We start from the raw sequence: 13871 nt of genomic DNA, 5'->3' as shown, positions 1-13871 counted from the left end.
GATCGATATGACTGCGCGCATCCTCGTCGTTGATGACGTACCAGCCAATGTGAAGCTCCTGGAAGCGCGGCTCGTGGCCGAATATTTCGACGTGCTTACGGCCGGGGACGGGCACGCCGCATTGGCGACATGCGAAAAGACGCCGGTGGATCTCGTCCTGCTCGATATCATGATGCCGGGGATGGACGGTTTCGAGGTCTGCGAAAGACTGAAGGCGAACAGCCGGACCGCGCATATTCCGGTCGTGATGATAACGGCGCTCGATCAGCCGTCCGATCGTGTGCGCGGGCTGAAGGCCGGCGCCGACGACTTCCTGACCAAGCCCGTGAACGATCTGCAGCTCATGTCGCGCGTGAAAAGCCTCGTACGCCTGAAGAACGTCAGCGACGAGCTGCGTCTCAGAGCCCAGACGGCGCAAACGATCGGGCTGCAGGAACTGGCCCGTGTCGATCGGCCGGACGAGCCCGGCAGCGTGCTACTGGTCGATGGCCGCGCTTCTTCACAGGAACGGCTCACCCGTGCCCTGAAGCCGATCGCCGATGTCGCCGTCATATCGGACCCGCAGGCCGCTCTGTTCGAGGCCGCCGAAAGCAGTTTCGACCTGATCATCGTCAACGCGAATTTCGACGATTACGATCCCTTGCGTCTGTGTTCGCAATTGCGCTCGCTCGAGCGGACCCGCTTCATTCCGATCCTGCTGGTAACCGAGCAAGGAAACGATGAGAGAATCGTCCGCGCACTCGAACTGGGCGTGACGGACTACATCATGCGACCCGTCGATCCGAACGAACTTGTCGCCCGCTCCCTCACGCAGATCCGGCGCAAGCATTGCAACGATCGCCTGCGCGCAAGTGTCCAGCAGACGATCGAATTGGCCGTGACCGATGATCTCACCGGCCTCCACAACAGGCGTTATCTGGAAAACCACCTGAAGCTGCTGATCGATCGCGCGACCACAAGGGGGCGTCCGCTGTCGATCTGCATCACGGATATCGATCGCTTCAAGCGTGTGAACGACACTCACGGCCATGATGCCGGTGACGATGTACTGCGCGAATTTGCCAACCGTGTTCGCGCCACGGTGCGCGGCGCGGATCTTGCCTGCCGTTTCGGCGGGGAGGAGTTCGTGGTCGTCATGCCGGATACGACGCCCGAAATGGCTGCAATCGTTGCGGAGAGGCTTCGACTGGCGGTCGAGAGCCGTGGCTTCGACATTCCGCAGGCCGCGACGGTCCTGAACGTAACGGCGTCGCTCGGCATTGCAACCCTGAGGCCGCATGGCGATACGGCCGAGGCTTTGCTGAAGCGGGCCGACATGGCGCTCTATCAGGCGAAGAACGGCGGACGGAACCGCGTCGTCGCTGCCGCTGCCTGATCCGCCGCACATGCTGAGCTTTTCAGGGCCTCGCGCGCGGGTTCCTTCAGGTTCCGTTTTTCTTCGCGTGGCCCGTGCCGGGGTAAGCACATCTGCAGGCGACACTGTCCGATTCTGAAACAGAATTAACCAAACGCCGAGCAACCCCTCTTCGGCGATTAAGAATGCATTGATTTTTTTTTAGTTTCAGGCAATGCTGATAAGCGAGGAAGGAAACTTCCACAGCATTCGGTTACCCCATGATGCTCAGGTCCGCCGCATCTCCTGGGTCGTGGGGTCGGTCGGCTGGCCTCGGACTTGCGGATTCCTCGTGCTGCAACCGGACCAGTCGACCCCCATTCGAAACGCCGCTTCGAAAGAGGCGGCGTTTTCGTCTCGTCCATCCTTTTCAGGTTCAAGCAGCGGAAAAGCGCAAAGAACGGAAAAGCGTAAAGAAAAAGCGCCGGCCCTGCGGGCGGCGCTCCTCGATCGAAGAAAGCGGCGATCTTACTTGATCTTGGCTTCCTTGAATTCGACGTGCTTCTTCGCGACCGGATCGTATTTCGTCTTCGTCATCTTGTCCGTCATCGTGCGGCTGTTCTTGGTGGTGACGTAGAAGTAACCGGTGTCGGCCGTCGACAGCAGCTTGATCTTGATGGTGGTAGCTTTCGCCATGGTCGTCCTGCCTTTATGAAAAATTGAAAGCCGTGGACAACCGATTGCGGGCCACGGTCAAGTTGCCGCGAAACTACAAATCACGACCGAAAAGTCAAGGCCGTTTTGGTTTCAAAACGATGCGGACCAGGGAAAGTACGACATAAAGCCCGAAGAAGCCGGCGATTGCCCAGGCAAAGCCGTCATTGCCCGTCACATCCATGGCCGCCCCGATCACCTGCGGACCCGCTACCGTGCCGACGGCGTAGGAGAACACGAAGGCGGCGTTGGCGGCCGCAAGGTCCGCTCCCTGAAGACGGGAACCGAGGTGGCTGAGGCCGACCGTATAGAGACCGGAGACGCATCCGCCCCAGAACAGAAGAACAAGCGCCATCAGGAACCAGTTTTCAACCAGCATAGGCAGGAACAGGGCGCCTACGAGCCCGATCAGGGTCAGCGCCGACAGGATCGTACGGCGGTCCTTCACGCGGTCGGAAAGCATGCCGAGGGGGATCTGGAAGATGAAATTGCCGACGCCCATGACCGTCAGCAGCAGCGCTGCCTGCGATTCGCTGAAACCCGCGCGGGTCCCGAAGATGGGAAACAGGGAAAGCCCGCCATATTCCACTGCGCCGAAGATAAAGACGGCGGCCGTCGCGGTCGGCACCAGGAAGACATAACGCATGAAATGGCGCTTCGGCTTTTCGTCCAGCACCGGGCTTTCATTGCGCGCGAGAAAGATCGGGATCGCGGAAAGCAGGATGACGCCCGCGCCGACAGCGAAGGGCAGGAAGCCTTCGCTGCCCAGGATGGAGAAGAGCAGGGGACCGCTCGCGAAGCCGAGCGAGAGTACCGTGCCGTAAATCCCGAGCACGAAGCCGCGCCTGTTGGGGGGCGCGGTGGCGTTGATCCAGAACTCCGAAAGGATGAAGAGGACGGTGATTGCGCCGTGAAAGACGATGCGCAGGGGAAACCAGAGCCAGAAATTCGTGAGGTAGTAGAAACCGAGCGAGCTCGTGGCCGCAAACATTATCGCCAGCAGCATGGTCGGAGCGACGCCGTGACGATGGGCGAATTTCATCGTGAACGGGGCGGCGGCCATCGATGCGAGGCCGGCCATTGCCGCATTCAGCCCGTTCAGGGTGGGCGCGATGCCCCGCTTTTCCATGATGACGCTGAGCAGCGGGAGCCCCAGGCCGATCGCGATGCCGACGGCAGTGATCGACGCGAGCGCGGCGATCAATGAAGGCCAGTGGATTTCGTCAACCGGTCCTGACGTACCGGGCGGCGGCTTCGACATGCGATAGGGCCCTCAGAGAAGCGTGCGGTGAAAGCGCCCATGGCGCGTAAAATAAAATGGAACGGTTCTTTCAGGCGGAAGCGAAGGATCCGACATGAGATCGTTTCTCAGATCCGAGAGGATGATTGCGGTGATCTCCGGCACGCGAAGCGCGGAAAAGTCGTTGACATCGATCCACTGCAAATCCTGAAGCTCCCGGCTTTCCGCCACCAGTGAGGGATCGATCTCGGCCTCGTCCGCGAAAACGGCAAAGAACCGTGTGTCAAACCGCCTCGGCAGTCCCGGAGGAGTAATGGCCCGCGCCATATAGCGCAAGTTCGAAAGATCGGGAAGAAACGGAAGCACCGCGCCTTGGCGCTCGCGTGTCCGGCCGAGGCTTACCCCGGCTTCTTCGTAAAGTTCCCTCGCGGCCGCAAGTGCTAGCGCCCGTGCGCGAGCCTCGGTGATCGCCCGCCCGTCGCCTGCCCTGAGAGATCGCAGAACCGCCGGATGAAGATCGCCGTCAAATCTCAGGCGATGGTCGCCGGGATCGCGGCGGCCACCCGGAAAGACGTAAAGGTCCGGCATGAAGACGTGGGCGCTGTGGCGTTTGCCCATCAACACGCGAATGTCCTTGCCGGATCTGTCGAGAAGCATGATGGAGGCCGCATCGCGCGTCCTGACCGTAGGAGAACTCGCCGCTTCGGCCTCGAGTGCGAAAGCGCGGCCGCCAAGCGGCTCCGGGGTCATGCCGAAGGATCTCGCGGCGGGAGGACGTCTTCAGGCAGATCGTCGTGACCGCCGAAGCCGTGCATTCTCAACGCCCATTGCAGGCCGATGACCGCGCCCTTGACCGGCTGCATCAGGGCGAGCGAACTGGCAAGCGTAACCGGCGCCCAGATCGCGAGATGCTGCCATGTCGTAAGCGGCAGCACGAGATCGGTCATCATATAACCGCCGAGCACGACATGGCCGACGATCGTGACGACGATATAGGGCGGGAAGTCGTCGGCGCGGTGGTGATCCATGCGTTCGCCGCAGGCGTCGCAGGCGTCCACCGATTTGAGGAAGGCGCGGAACAACCGGCCGCGGCCGCAGGCCGGACAGGTCCCGAAAAGGCCACGCTTGATCGAGCGGCCGACAGGCCTTTTGTCGCCCTCCGCTCCGCCGAGCTGAAGCATGTCTGTCGCCGTTGCCTTCATGTCCAATCCTCGTGCCGGACGTCGCGCGTCCGGCTGTCAGTGCCTGCCGCGGGGCGGTCGCGTTCCCGGGCGTTTGCGCGCACCCGTCCGGTCGCGGCGGCCGGCCTTGTGGAAGGAGCGCATTGCCGTCGGCATCTTTCGTCCCTCGCTCAGCATTTCGAAACGGAGTGCACCGGCCAACGGCACCGCTTCTACAAGCTTGACCTGCACCGGGTCCCCGAGACGGTAACCCAGTCCGGATTTCTCGCCGGAAAGGGCCTGATGCGCCTCATCATAGATGAAATAGTCGCGCCCGAGCGTAGATATAGGGATGAAGCCGTCGGCGCCATAGGCGGGGAGGGTGACAAAAAGTCCCGCCTTGGTGACGCCGGAAACCCGTCCGTCGAACTCTTCGCCGACGCGGCCGTTCAGATGGTGGGCGATCAGCCGATCGATCGTATCGCGTTCAGCCGCCATGGCGCGCCGCTCGAAGGTCGAGATTTCGGCGGCGATATCGTCGAGCGCTGCTTCTTCCTCGGGCATTATGCCGCCTTCGCCGAGCCCGAGCGCGGAAACGAGCGCGCGGTGCACGATCAGATCCGCATAGCGCCGGATCGGCGAGGTGAAGTGGGCGTAGCGCAACAGGTTCAGGCCGAAATGACCGATATTTTCCGGGCTGTAGATCGCCTGGCTTTGCGAACGAAGCACCATCTGGTTCACGATCGTCTCGTAAGGCTTTCCGTCGGCCTTGGCGAGAATGCCGTTGAAATGGTTCGCCCGCATGTTGCCGCCTTTGGCGAGCGCGATGTCGAGCGTCGCCAGGAATTCGCGAAGGCTCTCCTGCTTGGCGAGCGAGGGTTGGTCGTGGACACGATAGATCAGAACCTGACGTTTCTGTTCCAGCGTCTCGGCAGCGGCGACATTCGCCTGGATCATCATCTCTTCGATGAGCTTGTGCGCATCGAGGCGTTCCGGCACGAAGACCCGATCGACCGTGCCGTCCGGCTTCAGGATGATCTTGCGCTCCGGCACGTCGAGTTCGAGCGGCTGACGGCGCTCCCTTCCGCGGGTGAGGGTACGATAGGCTTCCCAGAGCGGCTTGAGGATCGTATCCAGTATGGGGCCGGTCTTGTCGTCGGGAGCACCGTCGATCGCGGTCTGCGCCTGTTGGTACGAGAGCTTGGCGGCGCTTCGCATCATGATGCGGTGAAACGTATGCCCGGCCTTGCGGCCTTCCTTGGAAAAGCGCATCCGGACCGCAAGCGCCGGGCGGTCGACGCCTTCCTTCAGGGAGCAGAGGTCGTTGGATATGCGCTCGGGCAGCATCGGTACGACCCGGTCGGGAAAATAGACGGAATTGCCGCGTTTCAACGCCTCGAGATCGAGTGCCGAGCGTGCCCTGACGTACCAGGAGACGTCGGCGATCGCGACGGTGACGATGACGCCGCCCGGATTGTCCGGCGACGAATCCGGCTCCGCGTAGACGGCGTCGTCGTGATCCTTGGCGTCCGCCGGGTCTATGGTGATGAGCGGCAGGGTGCGCCAGTCCTCGCGATGCGCCATGGTTGCAGGACGCGCGGCTTCCGCCTCCTGCAGCACCCTCTCCGGAAAGACGTGCGGGATACCATGGGCATGGATGGCGATCATCGAGATCGCCTTTTCGGACGCGACCGAGCCGATGACGTTCTGCACCTGCGCCCGCGGCAGGCCGTAGCGGCCGATCCGCGAAAGATGCGCTTCGACGAGATCGCCTTCCTTGGCGTCGCCGATGAACTCCGGATCGATGAGGAGCTCCTCGCCGCGCTTGTCGATCGGCATCAGCCGGCCGCCGCCGCCGGGCGTGGCGCGGAAGACGCCGAGGACCGCGTCCTTGCGCTTGTCGAGCACCTTGATGATACGCGCGGTATAGGCAGGGCCGCCGCGTTCCTTGGCCGGGAAAATCTTCGCGAGCACCCGGTCGCCGAGACCGCCTACCGGCGTCTTGCCCTTGGCCCTGGCGACGCTTGATTGCTTGATCAGGACTGCGGGCGCGACGCCGTCGTCGTCGAGCCACTCGGCCGGCCGGCCGATCAGGTCGCCATCGACGTCGCGAATGGTAATGTCAAGAACGGTGACGGGCGGGAGCCCGCCGGGGCGAACGAGCGACTTGCGCTTCTTCTCGACGAGCCCGTCCTCCTCGAGCGATCGCAGCAGTCCCTTGAGCTCTACCCGTGCCTCGCCCTTCAGGCCGAACGCCTTGGCGATCTCGCGCTTCGAGGCGTGTTGCGGGTTCTCGGCGATGAAGCGCATCAGCACCTCGCGGGAAGGAACGACGCCATGAACGATCGTCTCCTTTTCTCCGGCCGGTGCCGTCTTGGCCGCGCGGCCGTTCTTCTTGCCTGCGCCCTTTGCGGGCGTTTCGGTCGGGTCGCGCGGAATCCTGGTCAAGGTCAGTCCTTCTTGGCCTTCGCGGCCGCTTTCGTTTTCGTCTTCGCTGCTGATTTCGGCTTCTCCGCTTTCGCAGTTCCGGCCGATGCAGCCTTGGCAGACTTCGTTCCGGCCGATTTTCCCCCGGTCGGCTTTCCCTTTGCCGCCTTGCCCTTGGTCACGCCGCCTTTCGCTTCGCGCTCGGCGATGAGCGCAAGCGCTTCCTCGACCGTGACCGATTGCGGGTCCTTACCCCTCGGCAGCGTGGCATTCACCTTGCCCCAGTTGACGTAGGGCCCGAAGCGTCCGTCGCGAACAGTAATCGCGCCGCCGTCCGGATGTTCCCCAAGCTCCTTGAGGGCCGCCGCGCTAGCGCGTCCGCCGCCAGCCCCTTTGGACTGCTTGTCGGCAAGGACGGAAATCGCGCGGTTCAGACCGATAGAGAAGACGTCCTCGACGGATTCCAGATTGGCATAGGTGCCGTTGTGAAGCACGAAGGGGCCATAGCGGCCGATGCCGGTGGAGATCATCTTGCCGCTTTCCGGATGCGGCCCGATATCGCGCGGCAGGGAGAGCAGGGCGAGGGCCTTCTCGTGATCGATCGCCGCCGGCGTCCAACCCTTCGGCAGGCTGGCGCGTTTCGCCTCCTTGCCGTCGCCGCGCTGGACATAGGGGCCGAAGCGGCCGTTGCGCAGCGTGATTTCCTCGCCGGTATGCGGATCCTTGCCGAGGCTTTGCGGCTCGTTCGCTGCAGCTGCTTCGGCGTCACCGTTGCTGTCGGAGGAGAGTTGGCGCGTGTAGTTGCATTCCGGGTAATTGGAGCATCCGACGAAAGCGCCGTATTTGCCGAGCTTCAGGGACAGCTTGCCGGTGCCGCAGACCTGACAAATGCGCGGGTCGCCGCCATCTTCCCGCTTCGGGAAGACGAGCGGAGCCAGTTCCTCGTTGAGCGCATCGAGCACGTTGGTGACGCGCAGTTCCTTGGTGTCCTCGATCTGGGAGAAGAAGTCCTTCCAGAAGTCGCGCAGCACGTCCTTCCAATTGAGTTCGCCTGCCGAAATCTGGTCGAGTTTCTCCTCGAGCGACGCGGTGAAATCATATTCTACATAGCGGGTGAAGAAGCTTTCGAGGAACGCAGTGACCAGACGGCCTTTCGCCTGCGGCACCAGCTTGCGCTTGTCGATCTCCACATAGTCACGGTCGATGAGGGTCGTGACGGTCGCCGCATAGGTGGACGGGCGGCCGATGCCAAGTTCTTCCATCTTCTTGATGAGCGTCGCTTCCGAATAGCGCGGCGGCGGCTCGGTGAAGTGCTGGCTGGCGTTGATCTTCTGCTTGGCAAGATTTTCGCGTGCGTTGATTTCCGGAAGGCGGCCGTCCTCGTCGCCGTCATCCGCCTGCTCGCCGTCTTCCTTCATGTCGGTATAGGCAGCGATGAAGCCGTCGAAGCGGATGACCGAGCCGGTTGCCCTGAGGCCCGCCTTCTTGCCGGCATTGTCGGCAACGATCTCGGCGGTGGTGCGCTCGATCTCCGCAGACGCCATCTGGCTCGCGATGCCGCGCTTCCAGACAAGATCGTACAGTCTCAGCATGTCGCCGTCGAGGAAGCGCCGGACCTGGTCGGGCGTGCGGTCGAAATCGGTCGGGCGAATGGCCTCGTGCGCTTCCTGGGCATTCTTTGCCTTGGTGGAATAGAAGCGCGGCTTTTCCGGAAGATAACGCTCTCCGAACTGGCTGCCGATGGCCTGGCGCGCGGCCTCGATCGCTTCCGGCGCCATCTGCACGCCGTCCGTTCGCATATAGGTGATGAGACCTACGGTTTCTCCGCCGATATCGACGCCTTCATAGAGCTTCTGCGCCACCTGCATGGTGCGCGATGCCGAGAAGCCGAGCTTCGAGGAGGCGGCCTGCTGCAGCGTCGAAGTGGTGAAGGGCGGGGAGGGATTGCGTTTGACCGGCTTGGCCTCGACGCTCTCGACGACGTAGCTCGCGCCGTCGAGCAGGGACTTCAACCGATTGGCTTCCTCGCCATTGCCGATCGCCTTCGGCGGCAGCCGCTTGCCGTCGGCCGAAACGAGGCGCGCTTCGAATTCGTCGCCGCGCGGTGTCTTCAGAAGCGCCGAGATGTTCCAGTATTCTTCGGTGACGAAGCGCTCGATCTCCGCCTCGCGGTCGCAGACGAGGCGCAGCGCCACCGATTGCACGCGGCCCGCCGAGCGTGCGCCCGGCAGCTTGCGCCAGAGCACGGGCGAAAGATTGAAGCCGACGAGGTAGTCGAGAGCGCGGCGTGCGAGATATGCGTCGACCAGAGAGGCATCGATGTCGCGGGGTTCGGCCATCGCATCGAGCACGGCCTTCTTGGTGATCGCATTGAAGACGACTCGCTTGACCGGCTTGTCGCCGATGACCTTCTTCTTCCTGAGAAGGTCGAGCACATGCCAGGAAATCGCCTCGCCCTCGCGGTCGGGGTCGGTTGCCAGAATGAGTCCGTCGGACGATTTCACCGCGTCGGCAATGTCCTTCATCCGCTTGGCGGAAGCGCCGTCGACCTCCCAGGACATCTCGAAGTCTTCGTCGGGGCGAACCGATCCGTCCTTGGCAGGCAGGTCACGCACGTGGCCGAACGAGGCAAGCACCTTGTAGCCTGGGCCCAGGTACTTGTTGATCGTCTTGGCCTTGGAAGGCGATTCCACCACTACAACATTCATCGACATTCTCTGAAACAACTTGTTTGGCGACCCTGCGCGCCAATCCGACGCCACGACATGGACAGGGATTCGGGCGCGGTCAAGGGGTTTGATCGAAAATAGCTATATCACGCTCGACCGCAACCAAGCGGCAACATTCGAATCGGCTCAACCACTGGTCGTCATTCTTGCCGTTGTCTTCGACGCGGCGGAGCGACAGGTCCTGGCCGTCATTCGGCCGTCGCGAGGGATACGAGATTGCCTCCGTGACGGCAGAGCTGACCGGCAAGATCCAGTTCGACGAGCACCATATGGATCTGCGGTGCGGCAAGGCCGGTATATCGGATGAGATCGTCGATCTCGACCGGCGTCGGCCCGAGAGCCTCGACGACGCGCGAGCGATCTGTGTCGTCCGGCGGCTGCGGCATCGGCCGCGGCTCCTCGGCGCTTGGCTCGTTGGCTTCCAGCCGCGAGAAAAGGTCGTCGCGGCTGAGAGGCGCCAGCGCCTCGATCACGTCCGCCGAAGAGGTCGTGACGGTCGCCCCCTGTTTCAGGAGATCGTTCGTGCCATGACAGCGCGGATCGAGAGGCGACCCGGGAACGGCAAAGACCAGCCGGCCGAAATCGGCGGCATAGCGCGCAGTGATCAGTGACCCTGAACGGTTCGCGGCTTCGACGATCGCAACACCGAGGCTGATGCCCGCGACGAGCCGGTTTCGTCTCGGGAAATCCCGGGCGCGCGGTTCCCAGCCAAAGGGCATCTCGCTGACCGCCAGCCCCTCGCCGGAGACGATTTCCTGCAGGAGGCCGAGATTCTCCGGCGGGTAGGGGCGGTCGAGGCCACCGGCGAGCACGGCGATCGTGCCTGTCCGCAGACTGGCGCGGTGCGCGGCGGTGTCGATGCCGCGGGCGAGCCCTGATGTGATGACATAGCCGGCAGCTCCGGCGTCGCGGGCGATCATCGCCGCGAACTTCGCGCCGCTGACCGAGGCATTGCGTGAGCCGACGATCCCAAGCGAGGGACGGGCCGTCGCGTTCAAATTGCCCTTCGTCGCGAGAAGCGGCGGGGCGCCGTCGATCTGTCTGAGCGCGTCCGGATAATCGGGTTCGCCGATGCCCACGAACACGGCACCGAACCGGTGTGCGGCCTCGAGTTCTCGCTCGGCTTCGTCCACCGTGGCAATGCGGAAGGACCGGTCCGCCCCGCCACGACGCGAAAGTTCCGGCAGCGCCTCGAGCGCCGCCTCTGCGTTGCCGAAATGGCTGATCAGATCGCGGAAGGTTGCCGGGCCGACATTGTCGCTTCGGATGAGCCGCAACCATGCGATCTTCTGCCGTTCGCTGAGCGCGGTCCCGGTCCGTCGAGCGCCGCCCGGCGGCATCAGCCCTTTTCTCCGATCCGGCTTTCGGTGCCGCTCAGGAGTCGCTGGATGTTGGCGCGGTGCTTGATCCAGGCGATGGCCGTCATGACCGCAAAGAGCCCGGCCACCTTGCCGTTGCCGGCTGCATAGAGCGCGATGGGGACGGCGGCGGTCGCGACGAGTGCCGAAAGAGAGGAGTAGCGGGTGATCTTTGCCATCGCCAGCCAGATGGCTGCGAAAAGGAGCACCATTACCGGCATGAGGCCGAGCAGTACGCCGATATAGGTCGCAACGCCCTTGCCGCCCCTGAAGGAAAGCCAGACGGGAAAAAGGTGTCCGAGAAAGGCGGCAAAACCGGCGGCAATGCCCGCTTCGACACCCCAGTAGGATGCGATCGCTGCGGCAGCCGTGCCCTTCAGGGCATCGAGCAGCAGCGTGGCGGCGGCAAGCTTCCTGTTGCCGGTTCTGAGCACATTCGTCGCGCCGATATTGCCGGAGCCGATCTTGCGTACGTCACCGAGGCCGGCCATCCGCGTCAGAATGAGGCCGAACGGGATCGAGCCCAGCAGATAACCGAAAACAAGGCATGCGAGAGTCGAAGGCAGCCCCAACTGCCAGGAAAACATGTCCACCGGTCCCCCCTTCCGCTGACCCGCGCCGGTTATGCCGAATGCACGAGTTCGCCAGCAACATAGGTTTGGACGACCCGTCCGGTAAAGCGTGCATTTTCGAAAGGCGTGTTCTTGGAGCGTGAGACGAGCGTCTCCTTGTGGAGAACCCAAGGCTCGTCAAGGTCGATGACGGCGATGTCGGCTCGGGCGCCGGGCTTCAGCGTGCCGGCATCCAGGCCGAAGATCGCGGACGGGCGGGTGGACAGAGCATCGATCAGCCGCATCAGCGGCACTTCGCCGCTGTGATAGAGCCGCAGCGCCGCTGCCGCCAGTGTTTCGAGGCCGATCGCCCCGTCCGCGGCATCCGCGAAGGGCAGGCGCTTGGTGTCGACGTCCTGCGGATCATGAGACGAGACAATGATATCGATCGTTCCGTCGGCCAGCGCCTCGACCATCGCGACGCGATCGTCCTCGGTGCGCAAGGGCGGCGAGAGTTTGAAGAAAGTCCTGTACTCGCCGATGTCGTTCTCGTTCAGGGTCAAGTGGTTGATCGAGATGCCGCAGGTGACGTTGGTGCCGCGCTCGCGGGCGATGCGAATGGTCTCGGCCGATTCGGGAACGGAAATTTCAGCCGCGTGATAGGCCGCACGCGTCAGGCCGGCGATGCGCAGGTCGCGTTCGAGCGGAATGATCTCGGCTTCGCGCGGCACGCCGGGAAGGCCGAGCCAACTCGCAAGCAGCCCTTCATTCATGACGCCGTTGGCGCCGAGATACTTGTCGCGCGTCCCGAGCGCGACGACGGCACCGAACTCGCGCGCGTAGGTCATCGCGCGGCGAAGCACGAGCGTATCGTGCACCGGCTGTCGCCCGTTGGTGAAGCAGACGGCGCCCGCATCGCGAAGCAGCCCGATCTCGGTCATCTCTTGGCCGAGCAGTCCCTTGGTCAGGGCCGCCGCCGGATGGACGTTGACGAGCGCCTTGTCGCGCGCGGTCTTCTGCACGAATTCGACAAGCGCGATATCGTCGATCACCGGATCGGTGTCCGGCATGGCGATGAAAGAAGTGACGCCGCCGGTTGCCGCTGCACGCGAGGCCGACTCGATCGTCTCGCGATGTTCGCTGCCCGGTTCGCCGACGAAGACGCGCGCATCGACCAATCCCGGGACGGCGGTGAGGCCGGCGCAGTCCTTGACGAAGGCGTCCGCAGGTACGCCCTGGTTCTGCGCATCCTTCCCGGCCGCGAGGATACGGCCGTCGTCCCCGACGATGATGGTGCCGATTTCGTCCAGTTTCCGCGAGGGATCGACGATGCGGAGGTTCTGCAGAACGAGTGGTCTGGTCATAGGCGCGGCCCCTGGTTCTGGGAGAGAAGCAATGTTTCCATCACCGCCATGCGCACGGCGACGCCCATCTCGACCTGCTGTTCGATCACGCTTTGCGGCCCGTCTGCGATCTCCGAGGCGATCTCGACGCCGCGGTTCATCGGCCCCGGATGCATGACGAGCGCGTCGTCCTTCGCGACCTTGAGCTTCTCGGCATCCAGGCCGTAGTAATGGAAGTACTCGCGCACCGAAGGCACGAAGGAGCCGGCCATGCGCTCGCGCTGGAGTCTCAGCATCATCACCACGTCCGCATCCTTGAGGCCCTCGGCCATGGAGTGGTAGACCTCGGCGCCCATCTCGGCGATGCCGGCGGGAAGCAGCGTCGCCGGCGCGACGACCCGCACACGGGCGCCCATCTGGTTCAAAAGCAGGATATTGGAGCGGGCGACGCGCGAGTGGAGAACGTCGCCGCAGATCGCCACGATGATCCGCGAGAGCTTGCCCTTGGCGCGCCGGATCGTCAGCGCGTCGAGCAGCGCCTGCGTCGGGTGCTCGTGCTGGCCGTCGCCGGCGTTGACGACCGAGCAGGAGACCTTCTGGGCAAGCAGCGAGGCAGCCCCCGCCGACGAGTGGCGAACGACCAGCACGTCCGGGTGCATGGCGTTCAGCGTCATCGCCGTATCGATCAGCGTCTCGCCTTTCTTCACCGAGGAATTGCCGACGGACATGTTCATGACGTCGGCGCCGAGCCGCTTTCCGGCGAGCTCGAATGAGGACTGGGTACGGGTCGAGGCTTCAAAGAACAGATTGATCTGCGTGAGCCCGCGCAGCGAGGAGGTCTTCTTTTCCCTCTGTCGAGAGATCTTGACGGCCTCGTCGGCGCGATCGAGCAGGAGCGTGATATCCTGTTCCGTCAGCCCCTTGATGCCGAGCAGGTGGCGATGCGGGAAGGTGATCATGAGCCGCCCTTGCATTTCTGGAATTCGGTCGCTCTATAGAACGTGGACCCCGGCGCG

General features: G+C 63.4%; 11 protein-coding genes. 1 reads left to right on the top strand and 10 read right to left on the bottom strand.

Going from position 1 to position 13871, the window contains the following annotated elements; genetic code table 11:
• Positions 1-7: 7 nt before the first annotated feature.
• Positions 8-1375, top strand: a complete 1368-nt coding sequence (locus JOH52_RS18375; protein ID WP_003537641.1) for a PleD family two-component system response regulator — start codon at positions 8-10, stop codon at positions 1373-1375.
• Positions 1376-1861: 486 nt separating this feature from the next.
• On the opposite strand, the gene rpmG is transcribed toward JOH52_RS18375, so the two are convergent.
• The 10 genes from rpmG to JOH52_RS18325 form a co-directional block, all read right to left on the bottom strand.
• The gene (gene rpmG, locus JOH52_RS18370; protein ID WP_003537640.1) at positions 1862-2029 is read right to left on the bottom strand and encodes a 50S ribosomal protein L33; all 168 of its coding nucleotides are present in this window, start codon (positions 2027-2029) and stop codon (positions 1862-1864) included.
• A 94-nt stretch (positions 2030-2123) separates the two neighbouring features.
• Entirely contained in the window at positions 2124-3308 is a 1185-nt protein-coding gene (locus JOH52_RS18365; RefSeq protein WP_014529721.1) for an MFS transporter, read from the bottom strand.
• A gap of 12 nt (positions 3309-3320) precedes the next feature.
• Positions 3321-4037: an NUDIX hydrolase gene (locus tag JOH52_RS18360; protein WP_010969161.1), complete on the bottom strand. Its 717-nt coding sequence runs from the start codon at positions 4035-4037 to the stop codon at positions 3321-3323.
• A complete protein-coding gene (locus JOH52_RS18355) occupies positions 4034-4489 on the bottom strand; it encodes a DUF983 domain-containing protein (protein WP_010969162.1) in 456 nt (151 codons plus the stop codon). The genes JOH52_RS18360 and JOH52_RS18355 overlap by 4 nt, the downstream gene beginning before the upstream one ends.
• Positions 4490-4525: 36 nt before the next feature.
• A complete protein-coding gene (rnr, locus tag JOH52_RS18350; RefSeq protein ID WP_014529720.1) occupies positions 4526-6895 on the bottom strand; it encodes a ribonuclease R in 2370 nt (789 codons plus the stop codon).
• 2 nt (positions 6896-6897) lie between these two features.
• On the bottom strand, positions 6898-9582 hold the full coding sequence (gene topA / locus JOH52_RS18345; RefSeq protein ID WP_003533027.1) for a type I DNA topoisomerase: 2685 nt from the start codon (positions 9580-9582) through the stop codon (positions 6898-6900).
• 209 nt (positions 9583-9791) lie between these two features.
• The gene (dprA, locus tag JOH52_RS18340; RefSeq protein ID WP_014529719.1) at positions 9792-10943 is read right to left on the bottom strand and encodes a DNA-processing protein DprA; all 1152 of its coding nucleotides are present in this window, start codon (positions 10941-10943) and stop codon (positions 9792-9794) included.
• Positions 10943-11548, bottom strand: coding sequence for a glycerol-3-phosphate 1-O-acyltransferase PlsY (plsY, locus tag JOH52_RS18335; protein ID WP_014529718.1), 606 nt, complete (start codon positions 11546-11548; stop codon positions 10943-10945). The genes dprA and plsY overlap by 1 nt, the downstream gene beginning before the upstream one ends.
• A 35-nt stretch (positions 11549-11583) precedes the next feature.
• Complete coding sequence (locus JOH52_RS18330) at positions 11584-12876, bottom strand: dihydroorotase (RefSeq protein WP_010969167.1); 1293 nt, start codon at positions 12874-12876, stop codon at positions 11584-11586.
• Positions 12873-13814 (bottom strand): aspartate carbamoyltransferase catalytic subunit, encoded by a 942-nt coding sequence (locus tag JOH52_RS18325; RefSeq protein WP_003533035.1) that lies wholly within the window; start codon positions 13812-13814, stop codon positions 12873-12875. The genes JOH52_RS18330 and JOH52_RS18325 overlap by 4 nt, the downstream gene beginning before the upstream one ends.
• Between the last annotated feature and the right edge of the window lie 57 nt (positions 13815-13871).

The organism is Sinorhizobium meliloti (assembly GCF_017876815.1).
Lineage (GTDB): Bacteria > Pseudomonadota > Alphaproteobacteria > Rhizobiales > Rhizobiaceae > Sinorhizobium > Sinorhizobium meliloti.
Note: the sequence above shows the minus strand (reverse complement) of the source record. Positions and strands in the feature narration are given on the sequence as shown.